This is a genomic window from Winogradskyella aurantia, assembly GCF_002266855.1.
Lineage (GTDB): Bacteria > Bacteroidota > Bacteroidia > Flavobacteriales > Flavobacteriaceae > Winogradskyella > Winogradskyella aurantia.
The window spans coordinates 199,089-215,314 of sequence record NZ_NGJN01000006.1 but is presented as its reverse complement, the minus strand read 5'-3'; the positions used below and the strand labels follow the sequence as shown (position 1 = coordinate 215,314).

The 16,226-nt window shown below is 36.2% G+C and carries 11 protein-coding genes; 4 read left to right on the top strand and 7 right to left on the bottom strand.

Annotated features, from left to right (window positions below):
• Window positions 1-17: 17 nt before the first annotated feature.
• The 3 genes from CA834_RS12090 to CA834_RS12080 are packed head-to-tail and all read right to left on the bottom strand — an operon-like array spanning window position 18 to window position 6,572.
• The gene (locus tag CA834_RS12090) at window positions 18-3,134 is read right to left on the bottom strand and encodes an efflux RND transporter permease subunit (protein WP_094968971.1); all 3,117 of its coding nucleotides are present in this window, start codon (window positions 3,132-3,134) and stop codon (window positions 18-20) included.
• A 5-nt stretch (window positions 3,135-3,139) separates the two neighbouring features.
• Window positions 3,140-4,222, bottom strand: a complete 1,083-nt coding sequence (locus CA834_RS12085) for an efflux RND transporter periplasmic adaptor subunit (protein ID WP_094968970.1) — start codon at window positions 4,220-4,222, stop codon at window positions 3,140-3,142.
• Between the two features lie 10 nt (window positions 4,223-4,232).
• Window positions 4,233-6,572, bottom strand: a complete 2,340-nt coding sequence (locus tag CA834_RS12080) for a TolC family protein (protein WP_094968969.1) — start codon at window positions 6,570-6,572, stop codon at window positions 4,233-4,235.
• A gap of 114 nt (window positions 6,573-6,686) precedes the next feature.
• Between CA834_RS12080 and pepT the strand changes: the two genes are divergently transcribed.
• Window positions 6,687-7,919: a peptidase T gene (gene pepT, locus CA834_RS12075; RefSeq protein WP_094968968.1), complete on the top strand. Its 1,233-nt coding sequence runs from the start codon at window positions 6,687-6,689 to the stop codon at window positions 7,917-7,919.
• Between the two features lie 165 nt (window positions 7,920-8,084).
• On the opposite strand, the gene yajC is transcribed toward pepT, so the two are convergent.
• From yajC to CA834_RS12055, 4 genes are all read right to left on the bottom strand, one after another.
• Window positions 8,085-8,375, bottom strand: a complete 291-nt coding sequence (gene yajC, locus CA834_RS12070) for a preprotein translocase subunit YajC (RefSeq protein ID WP_094968967.1) — start codon at window positions 8,373-8,375, stop codon at window positions 8,085-8,087.
• 10 nt (window positions 8,376-8,385) lie between these two features.
• Complete coding sequence (locus CA834_RS12065) at window positions 8,386-8,943, bottom strand: DUF1573 domain-containing protein (protein WP_094968966.1); 558 nt, start codon at window positions 8,941-8,943, stop codon at window positions 8,386-8,388.
• Window positions 8,944-9,070: 127 nt separating this feature from the next.
• Window positions 9,071-10,015, bottom strand: a complete 945-nt coding sequence (nusB, locus tag CA834_RS12060) for a transcription antitermination factor NusB (RefSeq protein ID WP_165764800.1) — start codon at window positions 10,013-10,015, stop codon at window positions 9,071-9,073.
• A gap of 97 nt (window positions 10,016-10,112) precedes the next feature.
• Entirely contained in the window at window positions 10,113-11,216 is a 1,104-nt protein-coding gene (locus tag CA834_RS12055) for a Glu/Leu/Phe/Val family dehydrogenase (protein ID WP_094968964.1), read from the bottom strand.
• A gap of 134 nt (window positions 11,217-11,350) precedes the next feature.
• Between CA834_RS12055 and CA834_RS12050 the strand changes: the two genes are divergently transcribed.
• From CA834_RS12050 to CA834_RS12040, 3 genes are all read left to right on the top strand, one after another.
• Window positions 11,351-13,108 carry an ABC transporter ATP-binding protein gene (locus tag CA834_RS12050; RefSeq protein ID WP_094968963.1) on the top strand — a complete coding sequence of 586 codons (1,758 nt, stop codon included), beginning with the start codon at window positions 11,351-11,353 and terminating at the stop codon, window positions 13,106-13,108.
• Between the two features lie 63 nt (window positions 13,109-13,171).
• Window positions 13,172-13,564: a PUR family DNA/RNA-binding protein gene (locus tag CA834_RS12045; RefSeq protein ID WP_094968962.1), complete on the top strand. Its 393-nt coding sequence runs from the start codon at window positions 13,172-13,174 to the stop codon at window positions 13,562-13,564.
• Window positions 13,565-13,648: 84 nt separating this feature from the next.
• Window positions 13,649-16,159 (top strand): M14 metallopeptidase family protein, encoded by a 2,511-nt coding sequence (locus tag CA834_RS12040; RefSeq protein ID WP_094969026.1) that lies wholly within the window; start codon window positions 13,649-13,651, stop codon window positions 16,157-16,159.
• The last annotated feature ends 67 nt before the right edge of the window (window positions 16,160-16,226 follow it).

Below are 16,226 nucleotides of genomic sequence, written 5' to 3'. Positions count from 1 at the left end.
AGCTTGGTAATCAAGAATTAGGTTTCCTTTAAAATTGACTCGTTAAATGTGTAATCCTTATAAGAGACCTTAAACAGTACACTATAAAATGAAGGAATGAAAAGTAGCGTGATTACAGTACCAAACAATAATCCAATCATAATACTTACGGCCATACCTTCCCACATATCACCACCGCTTAAATATAATGGGATAAGACCGAGAACCGTTGTAAATGTGGCTAACAAAATAGGTCTGAATCGCTGAAGACAGGCAGCAATAATAGCATCTTGTATAGGTCTGTTAATTTCAGTTTCTTCAATTTGAATTCTGTCGATTAAAACAATGGCATTATTAATTACTATACCTGCCAATGAAATCACACCTAAAAACGGCATAAATCCGAAGGGTTGTTGAAAAATCAATAAACCAATAACTACGCCTATAATTCCCAATGGAATGGTTGAGGCAACCATAATTGTTTTTCTGACCGAATTAAACTGAATAATCAATAACAATATGATTATAAAGCCAGACAAAGGCAAATAGCCCAAAACGGCTCCCATATTCTCTGCGGTATTTTCGGCGTCACCACCAAATTTATAGGTATACCCTTCTGGCCATGTTTTTGAAACCTCTTCAATCCAAGGAGTAACTTCTTTCATAATAGCAGAGGCGTTTCCGTCTGTATTTAACTCACTACTAATTACAATAGTGCGATCAATATCTAATCGTTTGATTTTAGCATACTGCCATTGCGGTTCTATGCTAGCAACTTGCAGCAAGGGCACACTTTTACCAGAATTTTGCGCATAGATATTCAACGTTTCTATGGACGCCAAAGTTTGTTGCTGGCTTTCATTTCCTCGCATCATAATAGGAATTGACTTATCATCTTCCCTATATTCACCAGTTTTAAAACCATCGAGAACTGTTTGCAAGGATGTTGCTATATCGGCACTCGAAATCCCAGCTAATTGCGCTTTATTTTGATCTATCCTAACTACAAACTTCTTAGTTTTTGGACCCCAATCATCCTTAACATTTTTAGTCCCAGAAATTGATGTTAACTTCTGCTTAACTGATTCTGATAAAATTGCTAACTGGTCTGGATTTTTACCAGAAACTTTAATTTCAATAGGCGTTCCACCACCACCTGAACCTAGGAGTCCAACCTTAATATCTGCATTAGGAAAACTATTAAAACTAAATTCATCTAGCCTCTCCACAATATCATTATTGTAAACAAAGTCGGATGTATTTATCAGCATATGTGCATAACTGGCATCAGGTTCATCTGGTGTATATCCGAGGTCATAAGATTCAGGACCTGCTCCAATGTAAGAGGACCAGTCTTTTATTCCATTAGGTCTATTTTCATTAACCAAAAGATCACTAACGATATAATCTTCCATATCCGCAATCAACCTTTGGGTAGCCTCAATCCGCGTCCCTTGCGGTAAATTAATATCTACAGTTACCATATTTCTATCACTGTCCGGAAAAAAAATAAAAGGAATAAAACCAAAACCGTATAAGGAAAGTATAAAACAAGCCAATATTCCTATCAATACAAGACGCTTATATGATAATGCCAGTAAAATGAGATCTTTGTAATAGCCTTTTAACTTTTCAATTATCCTGTCTATAAAACTTGGTTTTTTATCCCCTTTGGGTGTAATCTTAAGGAAAAGAAAACAAAGTAAGGTTATAACCGTTAGGGCTAAAATCCAGGAAGACAAGAGTGCCAAGGAGATTACCACAAAAATTGGCCCTACAATATCTCCCATTGTAGATTCTGCTAAATAAAATGCCAAAAATGCAGCAGACGTGGTTAATGTTGATATTAATAATGGCGTAAACAATTCGCCACAGGCATCTACTGCAGCTTTTTTTGCTTCAATGCCATTTTCCATTTTTACCATAATGGTTTCAGCCACAACGATAGCATTATCTACCATCATACCAAGAGCCATAATTAAAGCAGCAAGCGTAACCTGATTTAATCCCATATCTAGAACACCCATGAGCATTAGTGTCATAATCGTTACCATAGGAATGAGGCTTGCAATAATACCTCCTGTTCTTATACCAAGAAAAATAAGCATCACCACTAATACTATAACTATAGATTGAATAAGATTGACAATAAAGTCACTAATCTTATTATCAATATAGGAATCTAAAGAGGATAGGCGTTTTAACTCCAATCCTACGGGTAAGCGCTCTCTCCATTCATTTAGTACGGAATCTATATCCTCTCCCAATTGAATAATATTTGCGCCCGTTTTTAGGCTAATATGAAGTGAAATCGCTTTTTGTCCATTTACTGTCACTACCTGGCTAGGCGGGTCTATATAGCCTTTAACCACGGTGGTTATATCTCCTAGATAAACCAATTGGCTGCCATCGCCAACAGGTACGAGCATACGCTCAATTTCTTTTACTGAATTGAAGTTTCCTGTAGGTTCTAATATAATGCGTTCGTTCCCAAGATTTACTTGACCTCCAGAACTCAGAATATTCGTAGATCCAATAATGCTTTGAAGCTTTGAAGAGGATAGACCATATTCCTTTAATCTAGAATTATCGAACTCTACAAAAACACGTTCATCTTGAACACCTCCCAGTTCAACCTTAGCAGCTAAATCAAGTTTTATAAGGTCATCTTTAATATCATCGACATAATCTTTAGCTTCAGCATATGAAAACCCATCTGTTATTAAGCCCACTGCAATGCCAAAAACCTCTCCAATACCATCGTCATCTAAATCGGGTTTTACACCTTCCGGAAGTCCTTGTATTTTTTCTAGCTTTCGCCTTAAACGGTCCCAAACCGCCTGTAAATCTTCAGGCTTAACTTCGTCTTTTAGCTCAACCGTAACTACTGACAAACCTGACCGAGAGGTACTTGTTACTTCCTTTAGCTCTGGTAATTCTTGAGTAACCTTTTCTACTTTGTCCGTTACCAGTTGTTCAACCCGCTCGGGGCTCGACCCTGGAAATGAAGATACAATAGTGGCTACCCTTACCGTATATGGTGGCATACTATCCCTTGAAAGAGACTGATACATCACTAAGCCCATTAAGATTATAGTGGCAAGTACAGTAAATGTAATACGATTTCTATTTATTGAAAACTCTGCTAAATTCATTTACCTTATTTTAATTTTACCTCTTGCCCGTCAAGTAAAGTCTGTAAGCCAGCCGTAGCTACTTTTTGTCCTTTTTTGAGTCCTTTTTTCACCTCAAATCCCTGAGGTGTTAATTCCCCGATTTCAATGGTGTGCTTTTTAACCATTGTTTTGTCTCCCTCATCTTCAACTAAAAATACAAATCTACCCTCTGAGTTTTCACCAACAGCACTAGCCGGAACCACTATAACCCTCTCGGTGACAGAATCTTCCTTAAATTCAAAAAATACATTTGAGGCCATTCCGCTTTTTATGCGTTCGTCTGAATCTTTAATTTGAACGGTTACAGGATATGTGGATGTATTTACATCCAATGCAGGAGCAACCTCTGTAACAACGGCTTCAAACTTTTCATTAGGTATGGCTGTAAAATCTACCATAACTATCATATCCTTTTTAACCGCATTTATTACAGATTCCGGAATCCCTAAGCTTATCTCTATTGCAGACCCTGCATTTAAGACCGCTATTTGCTGTCCCGGTGATACATTTTCATCAATCTCTGCAATCACCGAAGCAATAGCACCATCCTCTGGTGCATAGAGATAGCCAAATTGAATTTGGTCTTGTTGAATGGCTACACTTCGCTTTGCTGATTCAAAACTGGCAACAGCCGTTCGATATGAGTTCTTGGCATCTTCGTAATCGCTTAAGGAAGCACTTCCTTTTTCATAGAGCTTTCTTACCCGATTTAAATTGAGCTTTGCCGTATTCATTTGAGATTCAGAACTATTTTTCTGCTCAATGGCCGACTCGTAATTTAGCCGTGCAGACACATTATCTAATTTTCCCAGAAGCTGACCTTTCTTTACTTTCTGGCCCAACTTCATATCTAGCATGGTAATGATACCACTACTCCTAAAGCTAAGATTTATGATTTTTTCGGTTTTAGCTGTACCACTAAAAACCCTGCTTTTGTCGCCTCCTAAATAAGTGACCTTCTCATATTTTACGGGTCTAACAAGTTTTTCTTGAGGTGCTTCTTTATCTTTACAAGACACCATTAGAATAAGAAGGCAACTTAAGGTCAGGTATTGTTGTATGTTCATAGTTATATGATTAGTCGTTATTTGATTGCGTAAACTCTAAAAAACGCTTTCTAAAATCGTCGCGTTCTCCCTCTGTTTGTAATAGAAAAAATGTACCTAAAAATCGTTCTAATTGTAACGAGGTTAGTAAATAATTGTAGGTTGCATTTGCGCTAGCCAACTGCGCTTGCAAGTAATTATTCTGAGCGTCTAAAAGCTGCACAATATTTACAGCTCCACTGGCATAAGACGTTTGCGTTAATTCTAAAGCTTCTTTTGCGGTTTCTTCAAATACTTTTGAAAGTTGGATATTGGATATTTGGTTAATGATATTGAGTACGGCATCATTAATATTTTTTTCAATATTTAATTTCAAATTGTCCTTGCTAACGTTGAGTTGCTTTGTTTGAATCTCTGCAATCTGTTGATTGATGTTCTGTTTGTTTTGGTTGAAAATAGGCAATGTAACATTGAGGCCAAAGGTGTAGAAATCTTTTGGCCTAGTTCTTCCACCTAGGAATGTTGAACCAACTCCAGATCGACTAAATTCATAATTATACTGTCCTTGCAATGCAACAGTTGGCAAAAATCGTCCAGCACCAAATAAGCGTTCTGATCGCTTGGTGGCTTCTAAATTATAATCTAATACCTTTAGCTCAGGTGCATTGTTCATCGCCTCTTGTACCAAAAACTTAACAAATGGCAGTCTTAATGTAGGGTCATCTAAAAATGTACCTAACTGTTTATAATTGTAGTTTTCAAAAACACCTTCTAAAAGTTCAGCTTCCTCAACATCAATTTTAGATTCTATCGGATTATTCAAAATAAAATTTAGATTGTAAAAAGCCTGCTCCAGTTGGTTTACAGCCTCCACCATTTGTTGAGTATTCTGGGCCATTTCTGACCTAAACCTCAACACATCAGACTTACCTGCTTGACCTGCTTCGTAATTTTCTTCGGCTATTTTTAAATTATACTTGGTTAATCCAAGGTTTTGGTTCTGAATGCTGAGGTTTGCCTTTAAAATTAAAGCGGTAAAGTAAGCTTGGGCAGCACTGAAAACAGTATTTAATTCTTCGCTATTATAATTCTCTTGTTGAGCATCCCTTAAAGCTCTCTGTATGGTAATATTTGCATTAGCCGCATTCGAAAATACCAACTGATTTAAACCCACATTACCAATGGTCTGAACTTCTGGTGTTTGACCAAACCCTAACTCAGCTATAGCAGGGTCGGTATAATTACCAGCAGCATTAGCAGACACATCGGGCAAATATTCACTTTTACTCAATTGAACATCTTTATCTGTAAGTTCAATATCTTGTCTAAAGGTTTCTAGTTGTAAATTTTCAATTATTGCCTCTTGCATAACAGCGACCAAATTATAAGTCTTATCAGCGACCTTTTTCTTTGGGTCACCAATAAAATCAGTTGTTGCTATTAAGCTATACTTTAAAGGCAAGCCTATGCGGTCGGCGGTGTTATAATTGATAGTTAGTGCTTTATTGGTTTCTAACCTCACACCTAAACCTTCCATGGTGTTACCATTAACTATTGTCTCCACAGCGAGCGCTATACGTCTAAAGAATTGTTCTAGCGAGGCCTTGTCATGGTTTGTAGCCAAAATACCATTCTCAACATCATTTATTGGATTGGCCGTAAATGAAGGTATCTTTTTTTCAATTAAAAGCTCTGCCAATTCTCTTATTTCATCACTTTCCAAATAATAACCCCCGGCAAGATAAAGGGCATCAATATCATCTAGATTTGCAGTAATATCTTCGAATTTTTCAAAGGGAATAAATTTTGGTTCAAATTGTAAATCAGTTCCTATTTTATCAAAGATGGATTCAACAGGCGAACTTGTTAAATAACCGGCTTCAAGTACAACGCCAATCCGTTTTGGTTTAGCCAACTCAATCAGATATTCTAAATCTTCCCGGTAAGATTGGGTAGTTACTATTGAAATGTAATTTTCAATATCTTCTTTCAATTCAATTTCCTGAAGTAATTCAGTACTTAATAATCCGAATACTATGGTAGGCTTTGGATAATTCTGTCGTTTATAAAGCGTTGCATTGTTTACAATCCCAAAGGCAATAATGATGTCAATATCTCCTTCTAGATACTGTTCGTAATTTTTCGTGGCGATGGCTTTATCAAAATTATTAACCAACCGATTAGTTTTCGAAAAGCTTACCACGGCATCCTCACCTACAACTGCCGTAATTTCATCCTCCAAATGGTTTAATAAAGAGTCTATTTCAGAATTAGTATTGTCTAGTAAAAATCCGATATTAAAAGTGCTTTTTTGAGCGTTTAGTAGACAAATACTGAAGGTTAAAGCAATTATAAGGAAAGTGTGACGCATAGTCTTAATACGTTAATGAAATGCTAATGTAATTTATATTTTAAAAAAAGTTCAAATTATGCCTAAATTTATCAGCCAAACATGGTATTTTTCCCTACATAAATACAAGATATTATGCAATCAATTATCCGCAGATTTATAAGCTATGTTACCATCGATACAGAATCAGACCCTAATTCTAACACTACACCCAGTACCATAAAACAATGGGATTTGGCCAACAAGTTGGTAGATGAATTAAATGCGATAGGTATGAGTGATGTGTCAATTGATGACAACGCCTATATCATGGCAACCTTACCGAGCAACGTAGACCACAAGGTGCCTACCATTGGCTTTATAGCCCATTTTGATACATCTCCTGATTTTACGGGTGCCAACGTTAAGCCACAAATCATAGAAAACTATGATGGTAAGGATATTATTCTCAATAAGGAAAAAGGAATTGTTTTATCGCCAAATTATTTTGAGGACTTATTGCTCTATAAAGGTCAGACCTTAATAACAACCGATGGTACTACATTACTTGGGGCTGATGACAAAGCCGGAATAACAGAAATAGTAACGGCTATGGAATATCTAATCAACCATCCAGAAATTAAGCACGGTGATATTAAGGTTGGTTTTACTCCAGACGAAGAAATTGGACGTGGCGCCCATAAATTTGACGTGGAAAAATTTGGCGCAGATTGGGCTTATACCATGGATGGTAGTCAAGTGGGAGAACTAGAATATGAAAATTTTAATGCCGCAGAGGCTATTGTAAACGTCAAAGGAAAAATTGTGCATCCAGGCTATGCCAAAGGAAAAATGGTGAATAGCATGTACTATGCCACGGAATTCATCAACGCCCTTCCCAGACTTGAAACACCTGAGCATACAGAAGGATATGAGGGCTTTTTCCATCTTACGAAAATTGAAGGTAAGGTTGAAGATACCAAGTTGCAGTATATCATAAGAGATCACGATAAGGAGAAGTTTGAAGCCCGTAAGGCCTTAATTAAGAAAATTGCTGAAGACTTAAACTCAAAGTATGAATCTGAAATTTTCACTATCGAAATAAACGACCAATACTACAACATGAAGGAACAGGTGGAGCCAGTTAAACATATTGTGGACATCGCCGAAGAAGCTATGAAATCACTAGACATAAAACCTTTAATAAAACCTATACGTGGTGGTACCGATGGCTCGCAATTGTCATACATGGGACTCCCCTGCCCAAATATTTTTGCAGGAGGACACAACTTTCATGGTCGCTATGAGTATGTGCCTGTAGAAAGCATGATAAAAGCAGTAGAGGTAATTTGTAAAATAGTTGAGCTAACCGCGAAAAAAAATAAATAATGTCTGAAACTTCGACGCATTAAATAATGAGTTCAATTCAAGAAAAAATCAGCCAGATTTTTCTGAGACTTATTAATAATCAAGCTCGTTTTAAAACTAATCTAATGTCGTATAAATAAAAAAATCCGCTCGTAGGAGCGGATTTAAAAGATATTAATACGTCTTTTATTTCTTTGTTTCTGGAGCATTAAGCTTCTTACTCATTTCCATTGATATAGCTGAACGATCAAACTTTATTTTTCCGGCTAAAGTTTCGATTACGCAACTATTGTCCTTGTCATTTAAATCAAGAATCTTTCCGTGCATTCCACTTTTTGTGATGATTTTATCACCTCGCTTCAAAGCACTCGCAAACTTCTTTTCTTGTTTAGCGCGTTTCATTTGCGGCGCTATCATAAAAAAATACATAACCGCAAAAATGGCTATAAAGGGTAAAAATGAGGTTAATCCTTCCATTTATGTTTTATTAATCGTGGTTATGACCTTCGTGGCCTGGTTGTGTCGATGACTTTCTTACAGGCGTAGCTAAAGGATTCATTGAATTAGCAGCAGGTGTTGCAGCTTTAGTTGGAGCGTTTGGATCTTTTTCAACAAAAGCCATAATCTTCACAACTTCTTGACCTTTCTCTGTGTTGGTCGTCATAGTTACTGACTTGGTCACTTTATTTCCGTTACCTTTACCGTTAAACTTCACAGTAAATTCTCCAGTTTCACCTGGTGCAACTTCTTTTGTCCAATTAGAAGGTACTGTACAACCACAGGTACTTTTTATATTACTCACAACAAGCATTGAATTACCTGAGTTGGTATATTTGAATGTCGTTTCAACCGGAGTTCCATTTTCGATAGTTCCAAAATCATGTTCCGTTTTATCAAAACTTATAACCGGAAAATCCCCAGCATTGGCATCTCTTTCCGCCGCAACTGCTACATTCTCAGATTTAATTTTACTAGCTGCATTGTCTTTACAAGACGTAAATGCTATCATGCACAATGCTCCTAATCCTAAAATTACTTTTTTCATTGCTATGTTTTTTAATTATTAATTGTTTGTTTATTACAGCCGCCAAAGGTAATAATAATTTATTCCAATTGAAACTTTTATCGTTCAGTTAATCTTTTTTGTAAGAATTTTAAACATATTAGGGGGTCTAAAATAATCCTCTGCCCGATTTTGGATACAGCCCTTCTAATTGATACTCTTTAACGATTCGATCAAGAATTCCATTTATAAAAATACTGCTCTTTGGCGTTGAATATTCTTTTGCAATTTCTAGATATTCGTTTATTGTGACTTTATGAGGAATGGATGGAAATTTTTGAAACTCACAAAGTGCCATTTTTAATAAGACCATATCTATATACGCCAAACGTTCCGTATCCCAATTTTTTGTTTTTGATGAAATTTCATTTAAAAAACTAGAATCGTTAAGCCGTGTTTTATTTAATAGATCTTTTGCGAATATCTTATCATCGTGGTCCTTGTATAATTCAGGTAAAAGAAATGTTTCAGGCGAGGTAAGCTTTAATTTTCTGAGCAGCTTTAAAATAGTTGTGTTGACAATTGGTAAATCGTCAACCCATGTTAGTTGCTTATCTTCAAAGTAGTCGTACAACTTTTCATTGGGCGCAATGACTTCTGTGTAGATATTAATGATGAATTGCTTATCCTTTTCAAAACTAAAGACCTCATCATTGGCATAATCCTTATATATACCACTGTTTTTTATCTCTTTAAATATAATATCCACATACTCAAAGTCCAGATCCCAAAAATTCAATTTTCGTTTTGTGATTAATTCCTGAAGTTTTGAGTTACCAATGATCAGGCTAAGAACTTGATTGTCTGCAAATTTTGTATTGAGTTTGTCTTCGGGGGAATTATTAAGAAGCTTCTTTTGAACTTTCTCGTTGTAACTTTTTCCCTTTTTATGCAGTTCGCCTAGTAAAGCAAAAATCGATAGGTATAAATCATACATGCCATCTAAACTATGAAGCAAGAACTTTTCATCTTTTACAAGATCATCGCTTTCAGTTCCCATAAAAGCATACAGGGATTGCATCACCTTAATTCTGATATGTCTTCGATTTAGCATGTTAAAAGAACTTCTTTAGTCTAAGTGATTATTAAAAAAAGGTGAACCGTCAATTGGTTCACCTTGCAAAAATACTATTATTTAATTCTGAAAAAAATTATTTAGAATTTTCTCTTTTTCTCGTTTCTATTCGCTCTCTAGCGATATTTAATGCTGCGTTGTGTGTGGTTAGGTTATTCACTTTCGCATTGTCTAAAATTTCTAAGGTCGTATTGTAAATGTTTTCAGTCTTACGCATTATTTCTTGCTTGTCATAATTTTCAAGTTCTGCGTACACATTGATAATACCACCTGCGTTAATTAGGAAATCAGGTGCATAAACAATACCTCTTTCTTGCAAAATACGACCGTGTTTTGCTTCATCTGCTAATTGATTGTTTGCGGCTCCTGCTACAATCTTAGCTTGCAGTTTGTATATAGTGTCATCGTTAATGGTAGCTCCTAATGCACATGGCGCATAAATATCCATAGGCTCCGAATAAATGTCCAGACCACCGTAAATAGTAACATCATATTTAGAACGCACTTCTTCAAGTCGCTCTTGGCTTATATCGGCGATAGTAACTTTGGCACCTTCGTTAACAAGATGCTCTACTAAAGCTTCACCAACATTACCAATACCCTGAACATATATGTTTTTATCTTCAAGAATATCCGATCCAAACTTAAATTTAGCAGCCGCTTTCATTCCCATAAAAACACCATAGGCTGTGATTGGAGAAGGATTACCTGCTCCCCCTTTACTTTCAGATATGCCCGTAACATAAGGTGTCACTTCCCTTACAATATCCATATCCTCTGTTTCCATACCCACATCTTCCGCCGTGATATATTTTCCGCTTAGAGAGTGCACAAACTCACCAAAACGTCTCATTAGTTCAGGTGTTTTTTGTGTTTTGGCATTACCTATGATAACTGCTTTTCCCCCACCTAGATTTAATCCTGTTATCGCTGACTTAAACGTCATCCCTCGAGATAGGCGCAAAACATCGTTGAGTGCTTCCCATTCATTATTATAGTGCCACATTCTGGTACCACCTAAAGCTGGTCCCAAAACTGTACTGTGTATACCAATTATTGCTTTTAAACCAGTATCTTTATCTTGGCAAAAAACAATTTGTTCGTGATCATCAAAAGAAGACTGACCAAAAACGGGGTCCTCATGAGTTAATTCTTTTGAAGTAACAACTTCTAAAGTCATAATAAAAGTTAGATTTAAGGCCGTTTGAAAATTGTTTAAAAACGGTTTGCAAAATTAATTTATTAATAGAGGATTAGCAAAATATTAACGGTAAAATAGGATAATCGTAATACTTTTGACCGACCAAATGCATTATGAAAGCACTTAAGCACCTCAACAAATACTTTTTTAAGTACCGTTACCGATTAATCATTGGGATTATAATTACCATTATCGCAAAGATTTTTGCCTTATTCACGCCCAGACTTATAGGTTCTTCTATTAATGTTGTATCAGACCGATTAAATGGCAAGATTTCACAGGTATTGTTTAAAGAAGAATTGATGGTGAATATACTCTACCTCTTAGGGGCGGCAATTATTGCGGGCTTATTCACCTTCCTCATGCGGCAAACCATCATTAATGTTTCCAGATACATCGAATACGATTTAAAAAACGAAATCTACGAACATTATCAGGTTCTCTCCTTAAATTTTTACAAATCAAACCGAACAGGAGACCTTATGAATCGCATAAGTGAAGACGTTGGTAAAGTAAGAATGTATGTTGGCCCTGCCATTATGTACACCATGAATACCATAACCTTGTTTGTGGTGGCCTTGATTTACATGATTAACACAGCACCTAAATTAACCTTATATACATTGCTTCCTTTACCTATTTTATCTGTGGCTATATATAAATTGAGTCGACTGATCAATAAACGCAGCACCATTGTTCAGCAATCTTTATCTACCTTATCAACTTATACTCAGGAGACCTTTAGCGGTATCTCTGTCATTAAATCATATGGTATAGAACCTAGGACGAATTACGAATTTGAAAACCTCTCTGCACAAAACAGGCAAAAACAGATAAATTTAACCAAGGTTCAGGCATTATTCTTTCCAATGATGATTCTTCTAATTGGAATCAGTAACCTACTGGTTATCTATATAGGTGGTATACAATACATTAACGGAGAAATTGAAAACATAGGAACTATCGCCGAATTTATTATTTATGTAAATATGCTCACCTGGCCTGTTGCTACGGTTGGTTGGGTCACCTCCCTAGTTCAGCAAGCAGAAGCGTCTCAACAACGCATTAATGAATTTTTACAAACCGAACCTGAGATTAAGAACCAAACTACCGAGCTTACACCAATTAAAGGAGATATTGAATTTAAACATGTTTCATTTGTTTATCCCGACACCAATATAGAAGCTCTAAAGGACGTGAGTTTCACATTAAAGTCCGGAGACACTTTAGCTATTCTGGGGAAAACCGGATCAGGTAAATCCACAATTTTAGACCTTATAGGACGCTTACATGACATTGATAGCGGTGAGATATTAATAGATGACACACCCATTTCAGTACTCAACCTTTACAGCCTAAGGCATAGTATTGGATATGTGCCACAAGATGCCTTTTTGTTTTCTGACAGTATTAAGAACAATATAAAATTTGGTAAAGAGGACGCTACAGATGATGAAGTGATAGAAGCGGCTAAAAATGCTAGAGTCCATAAAAATATTATTGAGTTCAGTAAAGGTTATGATACAGTTTTGGGTGAACGTGGCATAACACTTTCCGGCGGTCAAAAACAACGTGTGTCTATTGCAAGAGCTATAATTAAAAAGCCACAAATTCTTTTGTTTGACGATTGCTTATCTGCTGTTGACACAGAGACTGAAGAAAAGATACTTAAGAATTTGGTGAAATTAACCAAGGACAAGACAACAATAATAGTAAGTCACCGTGTCTCTTCTGCCAAAAATGCGGACCAAATTATAGTATTGGAAGACGGTAGGGTAATTCAATCAGGTAATCACGATAGCTTAATCAATACTGACGGTTATTACAGGGAGCTCTACATCAACCAACTCTCAGAAAAAGAAATGTTGTAATTTGTTGGTTACTTTACTTTTTTTTTAGATTTTTGGATGGAAATTTAAATTTAAGATTGAATTATGAGTGATTATGAAATGATGGATAAGGAGGAAATCTATTCCAAAGTTTTGCGTGCTGGTCGTCGTACCTATTTCTTTGATGTAAGAGCTACTAAGGCAGGAGATTATTATTTAACTATTACTGAAAGTAAGAAATTCACCAACGAAGATGGGTCCTACCATTACAAGAAACACAAGATTTATCTATACAAGGAAGACTTTACGGAGTTTAGGGAAATTCTTACTGAAATGACTGACTATATCATTAACGAAAAAGGTGAAGAAGTAATTAGCGAACGTCATCAGAAAGATTTTAAAAAAGAGGATGATTTTGTAAAGCAAGAATCTAAAACACCTGAAGACAGCAACAAAAGCACAGACAGTTTCACTGACATTAGCTTTGACGATATCTAACATATAGTGTTAAATTATAATAAAAAGCCGTTACCCCTCGTAACGGTTTTTTTATTTTTAGGCTCTAACTTAAATAGACTATTTATGTACAGAACAGTTCTGGTGATTCTGGTTTTTACTACAACTTTATTTTCTCAAAATTATCAAACGGATCTATCCTATTACCTTCCAACAGATGTAAGTTATAATCCATCAATCCCTACCCCTAAAAGCATTATAAGGCACGATGTTGGCGAATGGCATATTACCCATGATAAATTAGTTCAGTACATGTATGCTTTAGCTGATGCTTCTGATAGAATAAAGCTCACTGAAACAGGACAAACCTTTGAAGGTAGACCCTTATTACTTTTAACCATTACATCTCCAGAGAATCAATTAAAGATAGACACCATACGAGAAACACATATTAAATCAACGGAAGGCGAGGATACTGATATAACCACTAGACCCATTATTGTGTACCAAGGCTTTTCCATTCATGGCAACGAACCTAGTGGTGCTAATGCTGCGTTGTTGGTCGCTTATTATTTGGCCGCCGCTGAAGGTTCTGAAATAGAAAAGCTGTTAGCTAATACCGTTATTCTATTTGACCCTTCCTACAACCCAGATGGGCTCCAGCGCTTTGCTTATTGGGCGAATACAAATAGAAACATGAACCTTAACCCAGATGCCAACGATCGGGAATACGATGAGGTGTGGCCTGGTGGACGAACCAATCATTATTGGTTCGACCTAAACAGAGATTGGCTTCCAGCTCAGCTACCAGAGTCAAGAGCACGCATTAATACGTTTCACCGTTGGTTGCCCAATGTTTTAACAGACCACCACGAAATGGGAACCAATTCTAGTTTCTTTTTTCAACCCGGTATTCCTTCAAGAACACATCCTTTAACGCCTAAGCTAAACCAAGAACTTACCAAAGGTATTGCCCAATATCACGCAAAAGCTCTTGACAAAATTGGCTCGTTATATTATTCTGAGGAAAGTTATGACGATTTTTATTACGGAAAAGGCTCAACCTTTCCAGATATTAATGGAGGTATTGGAATTTTATTTGAACAAGCAAGCTCCCGCGGGCACATGCAAGAAAGCGACAATGGCATTCTAACATTTCCATTTACCATTAGAAACCAATTTACCGCTGCACTCTCAACTTTGGAGGCGGCAAATAAAATGCGTGAGGAATTATTAGAATATCAGTATAATTTCTTTGAAAATGCACGAAAAGAGGCTAATAAAGCAGGTAAAGACGCTATTGTTTTTGGAGATGAGAAAGATGCTGCTAAAACCTATCATTTAGCTGAAATATTAGAGCGCCATCAAATTAAATTTCATGAATTACAGTCCGATTTTGAAGTTGATGGAAAAACATTTAAAAAAGGGTACAGCTACATTGTTCCTAAAAACCAAAAAAATACGAGACTAATAAATGCAATGTTTGAAAAGCGAACCACGTTTCAAGATAGTTTATTTTATGATATTTCGGCTTGGACATTTCCGTTAGCATTTAATCTTGATTTCGCAGAAACCTCAACATCCAATGCTGATAATTTGGTTGAAAAACTAAAGCATCGCGAAGGCGGTGTTACTGCCAAAAGTAACTATGCTTATTTGTTTGAGTGGCATGAATATTATTCACCAAAACTTCTAAATACCATTCTTGAAAAAGGGTTAAGGGTAAAAGTGAGCATGAAACCATTTAAGGCGAATGGAAAAACTTATGACTATGGAAGCATAATGATTCCTGTACAAAATCAGCGATTATCGGATTCAGAAATCTACACTATTTTAAACCGTGCTGCACAAGAAAGTCATATTACTATCCATGCCGTTTCTACGGGCCTAAACGATGGAATTGACTTAGGCAGCAATAATTTTAGAGCTTTAAATAAGCCCCAGATAGCTTTACTCGTGGGGGATGGCTTCACGTCCTACGATGCTGGTGAGATTTGGCATTTATTAGATACCCGTTACGATATAACTGTAACTAAACTAGATACAAAAAATTTAGGCCGTACTAATTTAAGCAGATATAATGCTATAATAATGGTAAATTCTTACGGTGGTCTGAATGAAAATAATACCAAAAAATTGAAGACATGGATTGAAAATGGCGGCACTATCATTGCCTATAGAAACAGTTTAAAATGGTTAAATGATAAAAAGTTAATGAAAATTGATTTTAAGACCAATAAGCTTACTGCGAAAAACATAAGTTATGAAGACAGAAGGAACTTTAGAGGTGCACAAGTTATAGGAGGTGCTATTTTTAATACCGTGATAGACCGTTCTCACCCAATCAACTTTGGCTATAAAAATGATGAACTTGCCATGTTTAGAAACACAAGCCTTTTTGTGAAACCTGATAAAAATAGCTACAACAACCCTATTCAATACACAGAAAAGCCTTTATTAAGTGGGTATATCTCTGATAAAAACCTGGATAGTCTTGCACAGACGGTGCCTTTAAAGATTGGAAATTTGGGCAGAGGTACTATTATTGCATTTACCGATAATACCAATTTTAGAGCATTTTGGTATGGTACCAACAAGCTGTTCATGAATGCTATCTTCTTTAGGCAAGAAATGTAATTACCCATTTCCCCGAGGATAAAAGGTGATTTGTTTGGCTTTAAAAAAATTAAAACAATAACAATTG